Source organism: Citrobacter sp. 21OH12SH02A-Citro (genome assembly GCF_027919895.1).
Lineage (GTDB): Bacteria > Pseudomonadota > Gammaproteobacteria > Enterobacterales > Enterobacteriaceae > Citrobacter > Citrobacter braakii.
Window position 1 is genome coordinate 2,843,154 of the sequence record NZ_CP114801.1, and the last position, 19,357, is coordinate 2,862,510.

The window sequence follows — 19,357 nt, forward strand, 5'->3', positions numbered from 1 at the left end:
CTCATTAATCTCCTTTCAGGCAGCTCGCATACTGGTTGGCTAATTGGTTCAAAAACGCTGAATAGCTTGTTTTACCCAGTTTGATATTCGTTCCGAGCGGATCCAACGTTCCCATTCGAACGGATGTCCCTCTCGCGACGGCTTCAACGACCGCTGGCCTGAACTGTGGCTCAGCAAAAACGCAGGTTGCTTTTTGCTCAACCAACTGTGTTCTTATTTCATGTAAACGCTGCGCACCAGGTTGAATCTCAGGGTTCACGGTAAAGTGACCAAGCGGTGTTAGTCCGTAGTGTTTTTCGTAGTAGCCATAGGCGTCATGAAAAACGAAGTAACCTTTTCCCTTGAGCGGCGCGAGCTCGTTACCTACCTGCTTATCGGTTGCGGCTAATTGTGCCTCAAAATCCTTCAGGTTGGCGTCAAGTTTGGCTCGACTTTGCGGCATAAGTTCCACTAATTTTTCATGGATTGCAACCGCTGAGGCCCGTGCTATCTCTGGGGAAAGCCAAAGATGCATGTTGTAATCGCCGTGATGGTGATGCTCGTCACTTTTTTCACTGCCGGCATCATTATGTCCATGATCGTCATCATCGTCGTCAGCACCTTTCATGAGTAACGGTTTCACGTCATTGAGCTGCGCAATCGTTACCTGTTTTGCGTTAGGAATATTCTTGACTGATTTTTCCATAAACGCTTCCATCTCAGGTCCAATCCAAACGACTAAGTCCGCGCCCTGTAAGCGTTTTACGTCTGAAGGACGCAATGAGTAATCGTGTTCGGAAGCCCCGTCAGGCAGCAGAACCTGGGTGTCAGTAACCCCGTCAGCAATGGCTGAAGCGATAAACCCCAGTGGCTTAAGAGAAGCCACGACAGCGGCATTTGCCGACTGTGTTGCACTACCCCAAAGAGCAGCGGATAATGCTGCGAAAAGAAGCGTATTTTTATGTAACATAATGCGACCAATCATCGTAATGAATGTGAGAATTGTGATATTATAACATTCTATAACTTCTGCAAGACTAAAATTGATATGACGACTTTGGTTTCACTGGAAAATGTCTCGGTCTCTTATGGTCAACGCCGCGTCCTCTCTGACGTATCGCTTGAACTTCGACCCGGTAAAATATTGACGCTTCTCGGCCCAAATGGTGCCGGGAAATCTACGCTGGTGCGCGTTGTATTAGGGCTGGTAGAGGCTGATGAGGGAGTTATCAAGCGTAATGGTCGATTGCGGATTGGCTATGTGCCGCAAAAACTGTACCTCGATACGACGCTTCCGCTGACGGTAAGTCGGTTTATGCGCCTGCGTCCCGGCACCAAAAAAGAAGATATCCTTCCGGCACTGAAGCGTGTTCAGGCCGGACATCTGATGAATGCGCCGATGCAAAAACTCTCTGGCGGGGAGACACAACGCGTCCTGTTGGCCCGTGCTTTATTGAATAAACCTCAGCTACTGGTGCTTGATGAGCCAACCCAGGGCGTGGATGTCAATGGGCAAGTCGCGCTGTACGATCTTATCGATCAGTTGCGACGTGAACTGGATTGCGCCGTACTGATGGTTTCTCATGACCTGCATCTGGTGATGGCAAAAACCGATGAGGTACTGTGCCTGAACCATCATATTTGTTGTTCTGGTGCGCCGGAAGTGGTTTCCATGCACCCGGAATTCATCTCAATGTTCGGGCAACGCGGTGCCGAACAACTCGGAATTTACCGTCATAATCATAATCACCGCCACGATTTACAGGGTCGTATCGTCTTACGCCGGGGAAATGGTCACTCATGATTGAATTGTTATTACCCGGTTGGTTAGCCGGGATCATGCTGGCCTGTGCCGCTGGCCCACTCGGCTCGTTTGTGGTCTGGCGTCGAATGTCTTATTTCGGTGATACGCTGGCCCACGCTTCGCTACTGGGGGTCGCCTTTGGCCTGCTGCTGGATGTAAACCCTTTCTATGCGGTCATCGTCGTCACCTTATTGCTGGCAGGCGGTCTGGTATGGCTGGAAAAACGCCCTCACCTCGCGATTGATACCCTACTGGGCATTATGGCCCACAGTGCACTGTCATTAGGGCTGGTTGTCGTCAGCCTGATGTCCAACATCCGTGTAGATCTGATGGCCTATCTGTTTGGTGATTTGCTCGCCGTGACGCCGGAAGATCTTATCTCCATCGCCATTGGGGTGGTTATCGTTCTGGCGATTTTGTTCTGGCAGTGGCGCAACCTGCTGTCGATGACCATCAGTCCGGATCTGGCATTTGTGGATGGCGTGAAACTGCAACGCGTTAAGCTTCTGCTGATGCTGGTCACAGCATTAACTATTGGCGTGGCGATGAAATTTGTCGGGGCGTTAATTATCACCTCGCTGCTTATTATCCCTGCGGCAACCGCCCGTCGCTTTGCCCGTACGCCAGAACAGATGGCAGGGGTTGCCGTTGGTGTGGGAATGATAGCGGTTACAGGCGGGCTGACCTTCTCGGCCTTCTATGACACCCCGGCAGGTCCTTCCGTGGTGCTGTGTGCTGCGCTGCTGTTTATCTTCAGCATGATGAAAAAACAGGCGAGCTAATGCGTATTTTAGCCGGATGGAGGCTATCGCCTTATCCGGCTTTTTATTTCATGAACGAAATGACTCCCTTCCCGCGGTTTATTAAATGTTTATCCCCACAGCCACATAATCAGCGTTAAACTATTTATACCGTTATTTTAGGGAGAAACGATGATGCGCGTACTGGTTGTCGAGGATAATGCTTTATTACGCCACCACCTCAAGGTTCAGTTACAGGATTTAGGGCATCAGGTGGATGATGCAGAAGATGCGAAGGAAGCGGACTATTATCTGAATGAACATCTGCCGGATATCGCGATCGTTGATTTAGGACTCCCCGATGAAGACGGTTTGTCATTGATCCGCCGTTGGCGCAGCAATGAGGTTTCGTTGCCGATTCTGGTGTTAACCGCGCGTGAAGGCTGGCAAGACAAGGTGGAAGTACTCAGCGCCGGAGCCGACGATTACGTCACCAAACCGTTTCATATCGAAGAGGTGGCTGCGCGCATGCAGGCACTTATGCGTCGCAACAGCGGTCTGGCATCGCAGATTATCTCTCTTCCTCCTTTCCAGGTGGACCTCTCTCGACGCGAGTTATCCGTCAATGATGAAGTTATCAAGCTCACGGCGTTCGAATACACCATTATGGAAACACTTATCCGTAATAACGGCAAAGTGGTCAGTAAAGATTCGCTCATGTTACAGCTTTACCCGGATGCCGAGCTGCGTGAAAGCCACACCATTGATGTTCTGATGGGGCGTCTGCGTAAAAAAATACAGGCGCAATACCCGGATGATGTCATCACCACCGTGCGTGGCCAGGGATATCTTTTTGAACTGCGCTAATGAATAAATTATTGCGTCATTTTTTCCCGTTATCACTGCGGTTGCGCTTTTTACTGGCAACCGCAGGCGTGGTATTGGTGCTTTCGCTGGCCTACGGCATGGTTGCCCTGGTGGGCTACAGCGTCAGCTTTGATAAAACAACGTTCCGCCTGCTGCGGGGTGAAAGTAACCTGTTCTATACCCTGGCAAAATGGGAGAACGGTAAGATAAACGTCGAGCTGCCCGAGAATCTCGATATGCAAAGCCCAACAATGTCGCTGATCTATAACGAAAACGGTGAGTTGTTGTGGGCGCAGCGCAATGTTCCCTGGCTGACGCACAGTATCCAACCGGAATGGCTAAAAGCGAACGGTTTTCATGAGATTGAAGCCAATGTAGATGCCACCAGCACCTTACTGGGCGAAGATCACTCCGCTCAGCAGCAGCTAAAAGAAGTCAGAGAAGATGACGACGATGCCGAAATGACCCACTCGGTCGCCGTGAACGTCTACCCCGCCACTGCCAGAATGCCACAGTTGACCATAGTGGTTGTCGATACCATTCCTATTGAGCTAAAGCGCTCGTATATGGTCTGGAGTTGGTTTATTTATGTGCTGGTCGCCAATCTGTTGCTGGTCATTCCGCTGTTATGGGTAGCCGCCTGGTGGAGTCTGCGGCCTATCGAATCGCTGGCGCGTGAAGTCCGTGAGCTTGAGGAACATCATCGAGAGATGCTAAACCCCGCCACCACGCGCGAACTGACCAGCCTGGTCCGCAATCTTAATCGACTTTTAAAAAGCGAACGCGAGCGCTACGACAAATACCGTACGACGTTAACAGACCTCACCCATAGCCTGAAAACACCGCTGGCGGTATTACAGAGTACGCTCCGCTCGATGCGTAATGAAAAAATGAACGTAAGCGACGCGGAACCCATCATGCTGGAACAAATCAGCCGTATTTCCCAGCAGATTGGCTATTACCTGCATCGCGCCAGCATGCGTGGTAGCAGCGTGCTGCTTAGCCGCGAACTGCATCCGGTCGCGCCGTTGCTGGATAAACTCACCTCGGCGCTAAATAAGGTGTATCAGCGTAAAGGCGTCAACATAAATCTCGATATCTCACCCGAAATCAGTTTTGTGGGCGAACAGAACGATTTTGTCGAAGTGATGGGCAACGTGCTGGATAACGCATGTAAATATTGTCTGGAGTTTGTCGAGATTTCAGCGCATTTGTCCGAGGATCAGCTACACATTCTGGTTGAAGATGATGGTCCTGGTATTCCGCAAAGCAAACGGGAAGTGGTGTTTGACCGTGGACAGCGTGTCGATACGCTACGGCCAGGTCAAGGCGTTGGACTGGCGGTGGCGCGAGAAATCACCGAACAGTATGACGGGCAGATTATTGCAGGCGATAGCCTGCTGGGTGGCGCGCGCATGGAAGTTATTTTTGGCCGCCAGCAGCCGGGGCAGATAGACGAGTAATCGCCGCATGTAATAAATATGTACTGATTTCCCGCTTGCGGTTAAGTATCCGTTATAATCGGTTGCAGATACCAGCCTGCGGGATGCTCATTATGGAATACCAACTCACACTTAACTGGCCCGATTTTCTTGAACGCCACTGGCAGAAACGCCCGGTGGTCTTAAAACGCGGGTTTAACAACTTTATTGATCCACTCTCTCCTGACGAACTGGCTGGACTGGCAATGGAAAGCGAAGTCGACAGCCGACTCGTCAGCCACCAGGACGGTAAATGGCAGGTTAGCCACGGTCCGTTCGAAAGCTATGATCATCTCGGCGAGAACAACTGGTCGCTGCTGGTACAGGCGGTCAATCACTGGCATGAACCCACCGCCGCGCTGATGCGTCCGTTTCGCGAACTGCCGGACTGGCGGATTGACGATCTGATGATCTCCTTCTCCGTACCCGGTGGCGGCGTTGGCCCACATCTTGATCAGTACGATGTGTTTATCATTCAGGGAACCGGTCGACGTCGCTGGCGCGTGGGCGAAAAACTGCAGTTGAAGCAGCACTGCCCTCACCCGGACCTGCTGCAGGTCGCCCCGTTTGAAGCCATCATCGATGAAGAGCTGGAACCCGGCGATATCCTGTACATTCCACCAGGATTCCCGCACGAAGGCTATGCGCTGGAAAACGCCATGAACTATTCGGTCGGTTTCCGCGCGCCGAATACCCGCGAACTGATCAGCGGCTTCGCCGATTACGTTTTGCAACGTGAGCTGGGCAGCACGTATTACAGCGATCCTGACCTGCCGCCGCGCGATCATCCGGCTGACGTTCTGCCGCAGGAAATGGACAAGCTGCGTGAAATGATGCTCGGACTGATTAATCAGCCGGAACATTTCCAGCAGTGGTTTGGCGAGTTTATATCTCAGTCTCGTCATGAGCTGGATATTGCTCCACCGGAGCCGCCGTATCAGCCAGACGAAATTTACGATGCCCTGAAGCAAGGGGATGTGTTAGTGCGTCTGGGCGGATTGCGCGTATTGCGCATCGGCGATGACGTCTACGCCAACGGTGAGAAAATTGATTCACCGCATCGCCCTGCCCTGGAAGCGCTTGCCAGCCATATTGTTCTGACGGCCGAGAACTTTGAGGATGCGCTGGAAGATCCGTCTTTCCTTGCCATGCTTGCCGCACTGGTTAACAGCGGATACTGGTTCTTCGAAGGATAATACGAACGGTGCCTGATGCGACGCTAGCGCGTCCTATCAGGCCTTCTGGTGTGAAATACTGTAGGCCGGATAAGCAAAGCGCTATCCGGCATCTATCGATAAATTTACTGCTGCTTTGCGGTTAACTCCGCAATACGTACAATCACACGCACCGCTTTTTCCATTCCTTCCAGGGTTACAAACTCATGTTTACCATGATAGTTGTAGCCTCCGGTAAACAGATTCGGACACGGTAACCCCATAAACGACAGCTGCGCGCCGTCGGTGCCGCCACGAATAGGTTTCAGCACCGGCTCAATATCGCAATCGCGCATCGCCTTCTGAGCGATATCCAACACGTGCGGATGCTCAATTACTTTTTCGCGCATATTGTAGTAGCTGTCTTCAATCACCAGTTCGATATAGCAATCCGGGTGTAACCCTTTGCCGACCTTTTTGGCGATCTCCATGATCTTGCGTTTGCGCGCTTCAAACTGCTTGCGGTCAAAATCACGGATGATGTAGTGCATATCCGCCCGATCGACCGTCCCTTTCATGCTCGCCAGATGATAAAAGCCTTCGTAGCCTTCCGTCGTTTCCGGGCTTTCGTCTGCCGGAACCTCAGCATGAATACGAGCAGCCAGCGACAGCGCATTCACCATCACCCCTTTTGCGGTACCGGGATGCACATTGTTGCCGACAATTTTGATATTAACCGACGCGGCGTTGAAGTTTTCAAATTCCAGCTCTCCCACGCCACCGCCATCAACGGTATAGGCCCACTGCGCATCGAATGCCGCAACGTCAAAATGCTTCGCCCCTTTACCAACCTCTTCGTCCGGCGTAAAGGCCACGCGGATATCACCGTGCGGAATATCTTTTTGGATGAGCACCGCCAGCGCGGTCATGATTTCCGCCACGCCAGCTTTATCATCCGCGCCCAGCAGCGTTTTACCGTCTGTGGTGATCAGCGTCTGGCCCAGAAGTTGATGCAGCACCGGGAACATCACCGGCGACAGAACTTCATCACCAATGCCTAACGCAATATCGCCGCCGCGATAGTTTTCAACGATTTGCGGATTAACGTTTTTACCGCTGAAATCCGGTGAGGTATCCACATGGGAAATAAAGCCGATCGCGGGAATATTGCCAGCAACGTTAGCGGGCAACGTGGCCATCAGCGTCCCCTTTTCGCTCAGTGAAATGTTAACCAGCCCCATCTCCTCGAGCTGTTGTTTGAGCAGTTGTAATAATTTCCACTGTCCTTCGGTGCTGGGTACCTGCCGCACGCCCGATTTTGATTGGGTGTCCAGCGACACGTAGTGTAAAAAACGCTCAAGTAGTTTATCCATGCAGTCACCCTCACTTTTTGTGACAACATTATCAATAAGCAACAAAAGACAAATATTGCGTCAGGTCACTTTTATCCCCGCAAGTGAGAATATTTCGCCCTGACATCCCCTCTGACTATAGGGCTAAGTCAGTAATTCGCAACAAGGATTGGCGATTACCATGGTTTGCCGTAGAATAACGGCCCTCATTAAGAGTCATCAAGGTGGTTAACCACGAACCCCGCAGCGGTCAGCCATCCGTTGCGTTTACATGGGACAGAGTAAAAAATTGAATAAACAACCGCGTTCGCTTTCTCCACTGGTGCAATTAGCGGGAATTCGCAAAAGTTTCGATGGCAAAGAGGTGATTTCCAGCCTGGATTTGACCATCAATAATGGCGAGTTTCTCACGCTGCTTGGCCCCTCTGGCTGCGGTAAAACAACCGTTCTTCGCCTGATTGCCGGTCTGGAAACGGTTGATTCCGGGCATATCATGTTGGACAACCAGGACATCACTCACGTTCCGGCGGAAAACCGCTACGTGAACACCGTCTTCCAAAGCTATGCGTTATTTCCCCACATGACCGTATTTGAGAATGTGGCCTTTGGCTTACGCATGCAAAAAACGCCCGCAGCCGACATTCCTCCCCGCGTTACCGAAGCTCTGCGCATGGTGCAACTGGAAGAGTTCGCCCAGCGAAAACCGCATCAACTCTCCGGTGGACAGCAGCAGCGCGTAGCGATTGCCCGAGCGGTGGTCAATAAACCCCGTTTACTTCTGTTAGACGAATCTCTCTCTGCGCTGGACTACAAACTACGCAAGCAGATGCAGAACGAACTGAAAGCGCTGCAACGTAAGCTTGGTATCACCTTTGTCTTTGTCACTCACGATCAGGAAGAGGCGCTGACCATGTCAGACCGTATCGTGGTGATGCGCGATGGCAAGATTGAGCAGGACGGTACGCCGCGCGAAATCTACGAAGAGCCGAAAAACCTGTTCGTCGCCGGGTTTATCGGTGAGATCAATATGTTTAACGCGACGGTGATAGAACGTCTGGACGAACAGCGCGTTCGTGCTAACGTTGAAGGTCGTGAGTGCAATATTTATGTCAACTTCGCGGTGATTCCCGGGCAGAAGCTGCACGTCCTGTTACGCCCTGAAGATCTGCGCGTTGATGAAATCAACGACGACAATCATATCGAAGGCCTGATCGGCTACGTGCGTGAACGCAACTACAAGGGCATGACGCTGGAGTCGGTTGTGGAACTGGAAAATGGCAAGATGGTGATGGTCAGTGAATTCTTCAACGAAGACGATCCTGACTTTGACCACTCTCTCGACCAGAAAATGGCGATTAACTGGGTAGAAAGCTGGGAGGTCGTACTGGCTGATGAAGAACACAAGTAAATTCCAGAGTGTGGTGATCGTCACCATTGTCGGTTGGCTTGTGTTATTTGTCTTTCTGCCCAACCTGATGATCATCGGCACCAGCTTTTTGACCCGCGACGACGCCAATTTCGTCAAAATGGTCTTTACGCTGGAAAACTATACACGCCTGCTCGATCCGCTCTATTTTGAGGTACTGGTTCACTCCCTCAATATGGCGCTGATTGCCACGCTCGCCTGTCTGGTGCTCGGCTATCCGTTTGCCTGGTTTTTGGTGAAACTGCCGGAAAAAGTGCGTCCATTGCTGCTGTTCCTGCTGATTGTTCCGTTCTGGACCAACTCGCTTATTCGCATCTACGGACTCAAAATATTCCTCAGCACCAAGGGCTACCTCAACGAATTTCTGTTGTGGCTCGGCGTTATCGATACCCCCATTCGCATCATGTTTACCCCCAGCGCGGTGATTATCGGCCTGGTGTACATCCTGCTGCCGTTTATGGTGATGCCGCTCTATTCCAGCATTGAAAAGCTCGATAAACCGCTGCTGGAAGCCGCGCGCGATTTGGGCGCCAGTAAACTTCAGACCTTCACCCGCATCATTATTCCGTTAACGATGCCGGGAATTATCGCCGGATGCCTGCTGGTTATGCTGCCCGCAATGGGGCTGTTTTACGTTTCCGATTTAATGGGCGGGGCGAAAAACCTGCTGATTGGCAACGTGATTAAAGTTCAGTTCCTGAACATCCGCGATTGGCCGTTCGGTGCTGCCACCAGCATTACGCTGACCATCGTCATGGGTCTGATGCTGCTGATCTACTGGCGCGCCTCCCGCTTGCTGAACAAGAAGGTTAGCGACATTGATAGTTAACCGATATTACCTATAAAGTTAAAATGATCATGGCATGCAGTTTACCCTCAAGTAAACTGCATGCCAGGTCACGAACGGGGATAAGATTTGTAAAATCAGAAAGGAATTGTAAACCCGCAAAAATATGCCGTCATGATAAGCATGAATTTATTATCGATATTCAAGAAATTGTCTTCTGGATTCATCATCTTCAAGGTACTCAAATGAGAGAAGGCGAATTTTGGTAAGGTTATAAAACCACTCGCAATCGTTTCGTTGAATAATTTCGCCAGGCTTGAAACATATTCCTGATGCTTCCCGGATAATCGCATATTTACCATTATTAAACCTGGCCCTGTGGATACAGAAAGATTGACCAACCTGCCCATGACAGCTGTTCGAAAGGATATGTCCTTCAATAAAAATAGATTTTTTAGATTTCATCATCATATCCTCTCAAACTGCAGTACAGGAGCAATATTGTCATTTCCCAACATCACTCACGTTAGGTGGCAGAAGCCGATCAGCCGCCGATACACCAGCATTCTGATGGTCTGAACAACAGCCCGCAGGCAGGGCACTCCAGAACCGCATCTTTTCTTAGTTTACCTGCTTTCTGATCGGCTCTGTATGCGCATACCGGGCAGGCAACATGCACCGGTCTTTCTTTAAAGTGCCTGAGTCCTTTTGTATAAGACATAAATAATTCTCTGAGGAACACAGTAATTATTATACGCCTTAATATAAAAATAACTGGCTTAAGTTATGTTAATTTATGATTAAATCAGGATATCAGATATTGAAAATTAAACGTCTGATTTATGATATAATACCCTTCCGTGAGAAATTTATCATGAAATCAGAAGACACCCTTGACTGGTACCCGGCCCAGTTGCCACCAGTGAAAATTATTCTTGGCGAAGCCGTGCTGGCAGTGGGAAAACAGGGCCGACCTATTAATACCCGAACTTTGCTGGAATACCTTCAGGTCATGCAGGACAAGCAAAAAAAACGAGATGACAAAATCGCCATGCAGACAGCGATTGAGGTTCTCAGGGATAATCAGCGCATTAACGGCAGACGTTAATGCGCGTCTGGACTCAGTGTCAGTTCTGAATAATCTCAACCGTATGGTTTTGTCCATCATCCCGCAGCGGTATTCTGTCATCAGGGAGGAGAACACCATCCAATGTAACGCGATATTCTGCATCGCCGTGTGAGACACTAATCTGATAATGGCTTTCGCCATATTGATAAGTCATAGAAAAAGACGGCCAGCCATCCGGCAACCGGGCATGAACCGTAAGGTCAGCACCGGAACGTTTTATCCCCAGTAATTCCTCGGTAAGTAAACGCCAGGCCCAGCCTGATGAACCGGTATACCAGCTCCATCCGGCACGTCCGATATGGGGAGCAACGCTGTAGACATCAGCGCTCATGACATAAGGCTCGGCTTTATAAATCCCGACTGAGTTCGCATTCAGAGTATGATTTATCGGGCTGAGCATGGACCAGAGTTGCCAGGCACGTTCGGCATTCCCCATTCGGGCAAATGCCATTACAGCCCAGATAGCGCCATGTGTATACTGCCCTCCGTTTTCCCGCACACCAGGCAGGTAGCCCTGTATGTAACCCGGATTTGGACCGTGCCCATCGAAAGGCGGCGTTAATAGTTTTATCAGTCCCCCCTCGCTATCCACAAGGTGCTTATCCAGCGCCTGCATGGCCTTTGCGCACCGTCCCGGGCTAGCGGCCCCGGACAATACTGACCAGCTCTGGGCAATCGCATCAATCCGGCAGTCCTGTGAGGCTTTCGACCCCAGGGGAGTACCATCGTCAAAATATCCACGCCGGTACCATTCCCCATCCCAGGCGTGGGCTTCGAGATTACTTTGCAGGCGCACAGCCTGTGAACGGCACATTGAGGCGACACTTTCATCCAGCCTGCGATCAGCCAGCGCCGCAAACCGCTGCAAAATGTCGAACAGGAAGAAGCCCAGCCAGACGCTTTCACCCTTGCCTTCGATCCCCACCCGGTTCATGCCGTCATTCCAGTCACCCGCCCCCATCAGCGGCAGACCATGCTCCCCGAACTGTTGTCCATACTTAATGGCTTTGACGCAGTGTAACCAGAGAGTCTCTTCGGTACCGCTGATCACCGGCGTATCATAGGCAGACTCTTCACCAGGCTGAAGCGGACGTCCCTCCAGATAAGGAATACGTGTTTCCAGTACATCCATATCCCCCGTCGTTTCAACATAGTGGCAAACGGCAAGCGGAAGCCACAGATAGTCATCGGAACAGCGGGTGCGCACCCCGTTGCCGTGTGGCGGGTGCCACCAGTGCTGTACATCACCCTCAATAAATTGCCGTGATGCACACAGGATTATCTGTTCTCGCATCCGGTTCGGATCAGCATGACTCAGCGCCAGCGTATCCTGCAGTTGATCGCGAAAACCAAATGCGCCGCCGGACTGGTAGTAACCGCTGCGAGCCATCAGGCGGCAGGCTACCGTCTGGTACAATAGCCAGCCATTCACCAGTAAATTTACCGATGTGTCGGGGGTGTTAACCACGATTTTATCGAGCACATTGTGCCAGTGGTTGTGAACCCGGTTCAGCTCCTCGCGGACCGTCTCCTCATTCATATAACGGGCAAGCGTCTCCTGAGCTCGAATATGATTCTCCTCTGCGCCGAGGATAAAAATAAACGTCCTCTGATCGCCATCAATTAATGTTACCGCCGATTGTACTGCCCCGCAGGGATCCAGACCGGCGCCCGTTTTACCTGAAAGCCTGCGTAGCTTCATGACCGACGGGGCGTACAGAGAACCATTACGACCGATAAACTCCCGGCGATCCCCGGTCAACGAACAGTCATTACCGCTGACGGCAAAAAAGGCAGTACGACCGCTACCGTTATCGCCATAAAAGTTGTTCGCCAGCACTCCGCAGCCGCCAGGCGGTCTTGCCGCATGTGTCACAATGTGAGGGGCTGAGCGAGTTCGTGTTCCTCCGAGCGTCCACTCCACATAGCCGGTGACGGAAAGTTTTCGTGTCCGCCCCGAAGAGTTACTGAGCGTCAGGAGCGCCAGTTTAACCGGCGCCTCTTCGGCAACCAGGACCGTCAGCTCGCTGTCTATACCATTCTCTCGATGGGCAAACACGCTGTAACCGAAACCATGGCGGGTCAGGTAATCACCATGTCCGCGAACAGGTAAAGCCGTCGGTGACCAACACTCACCGCTCTCTTCATCGCGCAGATAAAACGCCTCGCCGCTGCGATCGCTCACCGGATCGTTCTCCCACGGTGTCAACCGGTATTCATGTGCATTCTCATACCAGGAGTAGGCCTGTCCCGCCTCTGAAATCACAGTGCCAAAACGGGCATTTGCCAGTACGTTTGACCAGGGAGCCGGTGTCTGCGCATCTTCGCGCAGGACAATCTGATATTCCCGACCATCCTGAGAAAATCCACCGTACCCATTGAAATGGCATAACTGACTGATATCGGGGCTCCAGTCCGTATGTTGATTACGCTCGCGCACAGCTCGTGGAATGAGTGCTCTGGCCTGAGGTTTAAGGGTGTGAGTACGCTGATTAAGCTGCTCATTGATACTGCCTGTGCGGTCATCAAGATAAAGACAGGCCACGCTCATCAAAAGCAACTTATCCTCAGCAGAGAGATGCTCGCCATTACGAACAAAAATACCGCCCGTTTTGTCCAGCAGGCTGGCTTCAGATCCGGCATAAATTAAGTCCATAATCTGATTTTGTAAGCCCTGCTGGTAGCCGCCGGGACTGTTATTCAGGATAACCAAATCAACATCCAGCCCTTTCTGTCTCCAGTAACGGTGCGCCTGAATCAGTGTGGTCACTGAGGCAATACTTTCCTCGCTGGTAATACTGAGAAGCACTATCGGCAGATCGCCTGAAATTGCCCAGCCCCACAGACCGGACTGACCACGCCGGTTGCGGCTGATCGCCTGGCCTTCGGCGCGCAGTTCCTGGACAGGGTAAAGCACCGCGCTGGCAAGACGATTAAACAAAGTGGCATCATCTTCACTGGCGTTCATCTGGCGTAATACCACCAGACTGTGAGACCAGGCCAGTTCAAAGACGCGATCAGCGATAGGGTAATCGCGGTATTTTTCCAGCAACGCCAGGCTCTGCTGGCGGGTTTCGCTGATGCCATAAATGATATCAATCGTGACCGGCTGCCCAGGCTGCAGAGTGATGGCGTGGCGTATTGCCAGGATCGGATCCAGCACTGACCCCGACGTATTGCTGAGCGCCCCGCCTGCCTTTATTGCCTGGGCATCCGCAGGGTTTCTGCCACGACCAAGAAATTTTGCCCTGTCTGTTTCAAACGAAACGTTATGACGGTTATCGCCATGCACCACCATCATGTGAAACAGGCAGGGACTCGCTTCACCCGGAGAACGCGGGCGCCGGTGGCAAAGAATAGCGTCACGCTCAGGATCCAGTTCCGTCTGAATAAACAAATTGCTAAATGCCGGGTGTGCCAGATCGCTGGCTTCAGGTGCCAGTACTACTTCGGCATAGGTTGTCAGTTCCAGAGAGCGAGGCTGGCGACCACGATGAATCAGTGTGAGCCGTCGCAACTCAATATCATCCTCCGGGGAGATCACAACCTGAGTTTTGACGCTGAGCCCATCGAAAGAGCGTCTGAATTCAGCACTCGCATCGGTGAATATCACTTCCTCGTCATGCCCGCTGGTGTGGGCTGTCGGTTGCCAGGTATTGCTCGACACATTCCCCGTCTGTATATCGCGGATATAGCAGAATGCTCCCCAGTTATCGCGGGTGGTATCACTGCGCCAGCGCGTGAGCGCAATATTATTCCAGCGACTGTAGCCGCCGCCGCCCGTGGTCAACATCAGATGATAATGGTTGTTGGACAGCAGTTGAATATCCGGGGCCGGCGTGTCCACGCCATAGAAAATACGGGGTTCATAGCGAACGGGTTTGACCCTGCCCTCATGAGATTCAAAATGACGGCGCGGACTGTACAGATCGACCGCATCCGGCACGCGTTCCTGTAACAGCAGGCTCGCTGAGCGGAAGACCGTACTGGACATGAAGCGTTCAGTCATCGGGGCGTCAAGTAGCACATGAGCCAGCGCCTGAAACGCCATGCCCTGGTGATGTGCCATCCAGGACTGAACCACCGCATAGAGCTGACCGGTTGCGAGGCGTGAGGGAGTATAGTCCAGCGCTTCATAAAAACCGTATTCACCATGTGCGCCATTTTTTTGCAGCCTGATCAGGTTCTCACAGGCTTTCTGTGGCGAGACCATTAACGCCAGCAGTGTGGCGTAAGGGGCGACAACCATGTCATCAGCAAGCCCCCTGCGCAGGCCGAGACCCGGCACACCAAATGCCTGATATTGATAATTATGCTGAACATCAAAAGCATGATAACCAGACTCTGAAACGCCCCACGGTACTCCGCGTTCTTTCCCCCAATGAATCTGGCGCATAACCGCCGACTGACTCATTTCATCAAGCAGGCTGCCAGGCCAGGTGGGCATTACCAGATTCGGCATCAGGTATTCAAACATTGACCCGCTCCATGACATCAGGGCGGTTTCATTGTCAATGGTGGTGAACAGTCGCCCCAGCGCGTACCAGCTTTTAAGAGGTAGCTGATTAGTGGCAATGGCAAGAAAGCTGGTCAGGCGGATTTCAGACGGCAGAAGATCGTAGTGGCTCTTGTCAGGCATATTCGTGTCACAGTTATAGCCAACACTGAGCAGACTGGTTGCTTCGCTGTACAGAAAGGCGAAATCCATCCGGGCATGCTCATCCAGCCGTTGTTCAAGTTCAGTGATAATATTGAGTCGCATCCGGGCCTGCTCCATCGCTGACGCCGGGGGGGTTCCTACACCAGTAAATGTTGCGCGGGCAAGCTCGCACAAAGTCGGCAGCGTCTGTTCGTTCCAGGATGCAGGTAACCAACCAAGCAGCAGCGACCACTCATGGCAAAGCTGAACCAGTTGATGCTCCAGATGTCCTGCCCAACGCATCTGAAGAGGAGATCCCTGATGGCATAGCGTGTTCAGGTGATTGCACTGGGTGCGCATATTTTTCAGCTCGCTGAAAAATGTCTGCGGAGAGAGCGACACCGCGCTCAGGCAGTGTTTTCGCAACAACCGCAAGCTGTCAGGCGGGTTCTGACCCCACTGTTTTTCCAGAATATCCAGCGTATCATTCAGCCCTGCCAGTATCTGTTGGCGGTTTAAAACTGGCTGATGACGCATGGCGGACAGCCCTGCACGCAGGGTCAACAAATGCCCTGCCATGTTGCCGCTGTCGACGCTTGAGATATAGCGTGGGCTGAGGGGGGCCAGCGTACGAGTGTCATACCAGTTGTAGAGATGGCCCCGGTAGTGCTCCATTTTATCCATTGTGTCGAGCGTGAGCGATACGCGCCGGAGCACTTCCCCGCCGGGCAGGTAGCCAAAGTCCCATGTCGTCAGGTTAGCCATGAGGGAAAGGCCAATATTGGTAGGAGAAGTTCGATGGGCCACCGTCGGCTGCGGTATTTCCTGGTAGTTATCAGGCGGAAGCCAGTTCTCTTTTTCTGTGGCAAAGGTTTCAAAAAACGCCCAGATTTCACGGCTTGTCTGGCGCAACAGCTGTTTTTGTTCCGGATTGGGCGAAAACACCTTACGCGCAGGCTGGCGACTCAACCAGCTCATCAGCAGCGGTGCCACACACCATAACAAACCGATCGGCAACGCAATCCCCAGCAGTTGTGGAGCAAATTGTCCGGTCAGTATTATCAGCATCACACCACATGCAACATTCAGCCACATCGCCTGATAAAAAAGCGCAACAGTGGGTCCGGCCTGATTGCTGTCCTGGCTGTGGCTGACCCACTGGCTGAGGTGACGCCTGCTGATCCCCAATCGCCATAACGTCACGGCGATCGCTTTTAGCGAATATCCGGCTTCGTGCGGCAGTATCGCAAAATTAAGGCCGATACCTGACAAACGCTTCAGCGCGCCCGCCCCTACCAGTAACAGATGCGGCTTCAGGCGGCGACGCAGAGGTTTATGCAGCAGGTCATGGGTGATGCAGAGGATGGTTGGCAACAGCCATATCAGCGACAGTACGCCCAGCCAGTAAACCGGATTAGGTACCCCAAGCAGGGTGAAGAACAGTAATACCAGTAATGAAGGGGCGACCAGACTGCGACGCAGATTATCGAGTAATTTCCAGTAAGAAAGCGCGGTCAGCGGATTCCTGGCCCGGGTTCCATCGGCTCTTCTGACACGTGGTTTCAGCCAGTTAAGCAGTTGCCAGTCACCCCGGATCCAGCGTGAACGGCGTGCAACATCCGACAGATAATTATTCGGGTACTGTTCATAGAGTAACACCTCACTGAGCAGACCCGAACGTGCATAGCATCCTTCGAGTAGATCATGGCTGAGAACCAGGTTTTCCGGGCAGGTGTTGGCCGTGGCCTGCATAAAAATGTCAACATCGTAAATCCCTTTCCCCACGAACGATCCTTCCCCAAAAAGATCCTGATAGATATCCGAAGACATCATCGAATAGGGATTATTGCCCGGTATGCTGCTGCGCATGGCGGCGTAACGTCCCTGACCGTTGCGTGGTATCTCCTCCGCAAGGCCGGGTTGTAAAATGCCAAATCCTTTGACAACCCTCTGGCGTACCGGATCATACTCTGGCGTATTCAGCGGATGCGCCATTGTCGCGACCAGTTTGTGCGCCGTATCGCGCGGCAGCACCGTATCACTGTCCAGGGTAATGACGTATTTAATGTGGCCCGGTAAAAGGTTAGCAAGCATGTCTGCAACGCTGACGAATTGTGTCCCTGGATGGCGCAACCAACTGTTCAGTAACGCCAGTTTTCCCCGCTTGCGTTCATAGCCCATCCACGTTCCTTCCGCAGGGTTCCATTCAGGCTGGCGGTGTAGCAGGTAAAAACGCGGGCGGCTGGAGGGATAGCGGCGATTCAGCGCCTGCGTATCGGCGATCGCCTGTCTGAGCAGCATCTGGCTTTCCGGCGAGGGTTCATTTGCAGAATCAGCGAAATCAGTGAGCAGCGCAAACCTGAGATTTTCGTTTTCATTCCCCAGCCAGCAGACTTCAAGACTGGTGAGGAGTTGGCTGAAACTTGCGTGGCTGGTCAGCATGCAGGGGATGACTAACAGAGTGGCGCTGTCAGGGGGAATGCCGGTTGAGAAATCCATCCGCGGCAAGGGGCGAGGAACGCGAAAACGGGTGGTGGCGTCACTGAGTAAATCGCTCATCAACTGAGTTACAGCGATAATCAGAGGGAATATCACCGCGATCAACAGCCAGTCTGCGCCCTGCATGGCTGTTTCGTGCAAAATCGCTGCGGTCGTTGCGGTTGTCAACAACGCCAGGCTTCCAAGCCATGACAGCAGGGTTATTCTGTTGAAACTGTGCCGCAAGCGCATGAGCCTTGAGGTGTCTGCTAACAGATGAATTTCCAGCGCCTGCCGACCTTCGCCTGCGAGATAATAACCAACATGATGTTCCAGTGTATCGGGAGCACTGTTTCCTGAAAGCGTCAGCACCCTGTCAGCAACTTCAGGCTCGCTGAGACCACTGTCTCTGGCCAGTACCTCAACAACGTGCCGATAATGATCCCGGGTATTGAAGTGCATCCGAGGATAGATACCGGCAGGATCATTACGTAATGCCTGTTCGACGACACTTATCGTTTCGGCGAAATCAGCCCAATCCGTTTCACTCAGTAATCGCAGACCCGCGATGCTGTTACTGACAGATAGCTGGCTGGCGGCAAGCTGTTGATTGAAATTATGTATGAGAACGTCGGTGGTGATCCCCTGTTCCCGAAGGCACTGATCAACCCAGGTCAGAGGTAACGACAGCGCATTGCCATGCCCCTGCAGACGCCGCACCAGCTCTGCGACAAACGCACTGGTTAACGTAGGTCGGGAGCGTGCCATATCGGCAACCACCATGATTAAATCGCCAGGGGCATTCTCTGCACATCCGAAAATCTTTGTTATCCACATATCAGCCAGCGTTCTGTCCTGCTGCGCTTTGATCACTTCGATACTGATACGACGAAGATTTTCAATCAGCGCCAGGCGCAGCATTCCCGGTAACGCCCAGACTTCACCTAATGTCAGCGGGGTCACCTGTTGATAGGCGGTGAGATAGCTGGTCAGGCTGGCGGCATCCCAGCGCCCGTCACCGTGAGCAATGGCCTCTGATGCAATATTGTAAATTCGTGGGCAATTCAGCGGCGACATCAGCGACGGGAGACCTTTACCAAAGCTTTTCGGCAAGTGCTGGCGGACAGTGCGGATTTGTTCCTCAATCAGATAATAATTGTCCAGCAACCACTCCCCGGCAGGCATGATGCTGGTCTTTTTACCCGCGTTAAGCTCATAACAGCTTTGGGTAATGATGGCCTCATTCTCGCCGAGTCTTTTTAGAAGATAATAAGGATGTTTATCCGGCGATAATTTATGGGTCCGTGCGAGCTTCTGACCGTAGCGTTCCATCTGGGCGGTCGAAAAGAGTTCTGACTGCAGCGTGCTTTCACCGGCAGGATCGTTCGCCGAAAACGTTACGCTTTCGGGAGCATTCATCGGAATATGGGAGCGGTTAAACCACGCCCTGGGGTTCATTTTCATAGCATTGCTCTGATGCAGAGTTAGCATGCAGGAGCAGTTGCGAAATCAGTTCAGAAA

Annotated in this window: 13 protein-coding genes; 8 read left to right on the forward strand and 5 right to left on the reverse strand. The window is 52.2% G+C overall.

Features of this window, described 5'->3' with window-relative positions:
- Positions 1 to 4: 4 nt before the first annotated feature.
- Complete coding sequence (gene znuA, locus O6D90_RS13885; RefSeq protein ID WP_019076521.1) at positions 5 to 949, reverse strand: zinc ABC transporter substrate-binding protein ZnuA; 945 nt, start codon at positions 947 to 949, stop codon at positions 5 to 7.
- 78 nt (positions 950 to 1,027) lie between these two features.
- Here znuA and znuC point away from each other — a divergent pair, with 78 nt between their 5' ends.
- From znuC to roxA, 5 genes are all read left to right on the forward strand, one after another.
- Complete coding sequence (gene znuC / locus O6D90_RS13890) at positions 1,028 to 1,783, forward strand: zinc ABC transporter ATP-binding protein ZnuC (RefSeq protein ID WP_016152761.1); 756 nt, start codon at positions 1,028 to 1,030, stop codon at positions 1,781 to 1,783.
- On the forward strand, positions 1,780 to 2,565 hold the full coding sequence (znuB, locus tag O6D90_RS13895; protein ID WP_016152760.1) for a zinc ABC transporter permease subunit ZnuB: 786 nt from the start codon (positions 1,780 to 1,782) through the stop codon (positions 2,563 to 2,565). The genes znuC and znuB overlap by 4 nt, the downstream gene beginning before the upstream one ends.
- Positions 2,566 to 2,718: 153 nt before the next feature.
- Entirely contained in the window at positions 2,719 to 3,390 is a 672-nt protein-coding gene (phoP, locus tag O6D90_RS13900) for a two-component system response regulator PhoP (RefSeq protein ID WP_003846709.1), read from the forward strand.
- Positions 3,390 to 4,853 carry a two-component system sensor histidine kinase PhoQ gene (gene phoQ / locus O6D90_RS13905; protein WP_016156218.1) on the forward strand — a complete coding sequence of 488 codons (1,464 nt, stop codon included), beginning with the start codon at positions 3,390 to 3,392 and terminating at the stop codon, positions 4,851 to 4,853. Before phoP ends, phoQ begins: the two co-directional genes overlap by 1 nt.
- A 92-nt stretch (positions 4,854 to 4,945) precedes the next feature.
- Positions 4,946 to 6,067: a [50S ribosomal protein L16]-arginine 3-hydroxylase gene (gene roxA / locus O6D90_RS13910; RefSeq protein WP_016152697.1), complete on the forward strand. Its 1,122-nt coding sequence runs from the start codon at positions 4,946 to 4,948 to the stop codon at positions 6,065 to 6,067.
- Positions 6,068 to 6,171: 104 nt separating this feature from the next.
- On the opposite strand, the gene pepT is transcribed toward roxA, so the two are convergent.
- Positions 6,172 to 7,398, reverse strand: a complete 1,227-nt coding sequence (pepT, locus tag O6D90_RS13915) for a peptidase T (RefSeq protein ID WP_016152696.1) — start codon at positions 7,396 to 7,398, stop codon at positions 6,172 to 6,174.
- 250 nt (positions 7,399 to 7,648) lie between these two features.
- Here pepT and potA point away from each other — a divergent pair, with 250 nt between their 5' ends.
- Positions 7,649 to 8,785, forward strand: coding sequence for a spermidine/putrescine ABC transporter ATP-binding protein PotA (gene potA / locus O6D90_RS13920; protein ID WP_016152695.1), 1,137 nt, complete (start codon positions 7,649 to 7,651; stop codon positions 8,783 to 8,785).
- Entirely contained in the window at positions 8,769 to 9,632 is an 864-nt protein-coding gene (gene potB, locus O6D90_RS13925) for a spermidine/putrescine ABC transporter permease PotB (protein WP_016150058.1), read from the forward strand. Before potA ends, potB begins: the two co-directional genes overlap by 17 nt.
- 150 nt (positions 9,633 to 9,782) lie before the next feature.
- Here potB and O6D90_RS13930 read toward each other — a convergent pair whose 3' ends face one another.
- Entirely contained in the window at positions 9,783 to 10,061 is a 279-nt protein-coding gene (locus O6D90_RS13930) for a hypothetical protein (protein WP_227021707.1), read from the reverse strand.
- A 73-nt stretch (positions 10,062 to 10,134) separates the two neighbouring features.
- Complete coding sequence (locus tag O6D90_RS26375; RefSeq protein WP_213083733.1) at positions 10,135 to 10,311, reverse strand: YnfU family zinc-binding protein; 177 nt, start codon at positions 10,309 to 10,311, stop codon at positions 10,135 to 10,137.
- 153 nt (positions 10,312 to 10,464) lie between these two features.
- Between O6D90_RS26375 and O6D90_RS13940 the strand changes: the two genes are divergently transcribed.
- Positions 10,465 to 10,698, forward strand: a complete 234-nt coding sequence (locus O6D90_RS13940) for a hypothetical protein (RefSeq protein WP_029139493.1) — start codon at positions 10,465 to 10,467, stop codon at positions 10,696 to 10,698.
- Positions 10,699 to 10,717: 19 nt separating this feature from the next.
- Here the strand turns inward: O6D90_RS13940 and O6D90_RS13945 are convergent, their stop codons facing one another.
- Positions 10,718 to 19,300, reverse strand: a complete 8,583-nt coding sequence (locus O6D90_RS13945) for a GH36-type glycosyl hydrolase domain-containing protein (protein WP_271143120.1) — start codon at positions 19,298 to 19,300, stop codon at positions 10,718 to 10,720.
- Positions 19,301 to 19,357: the final 57 nt, after the last annotated feature.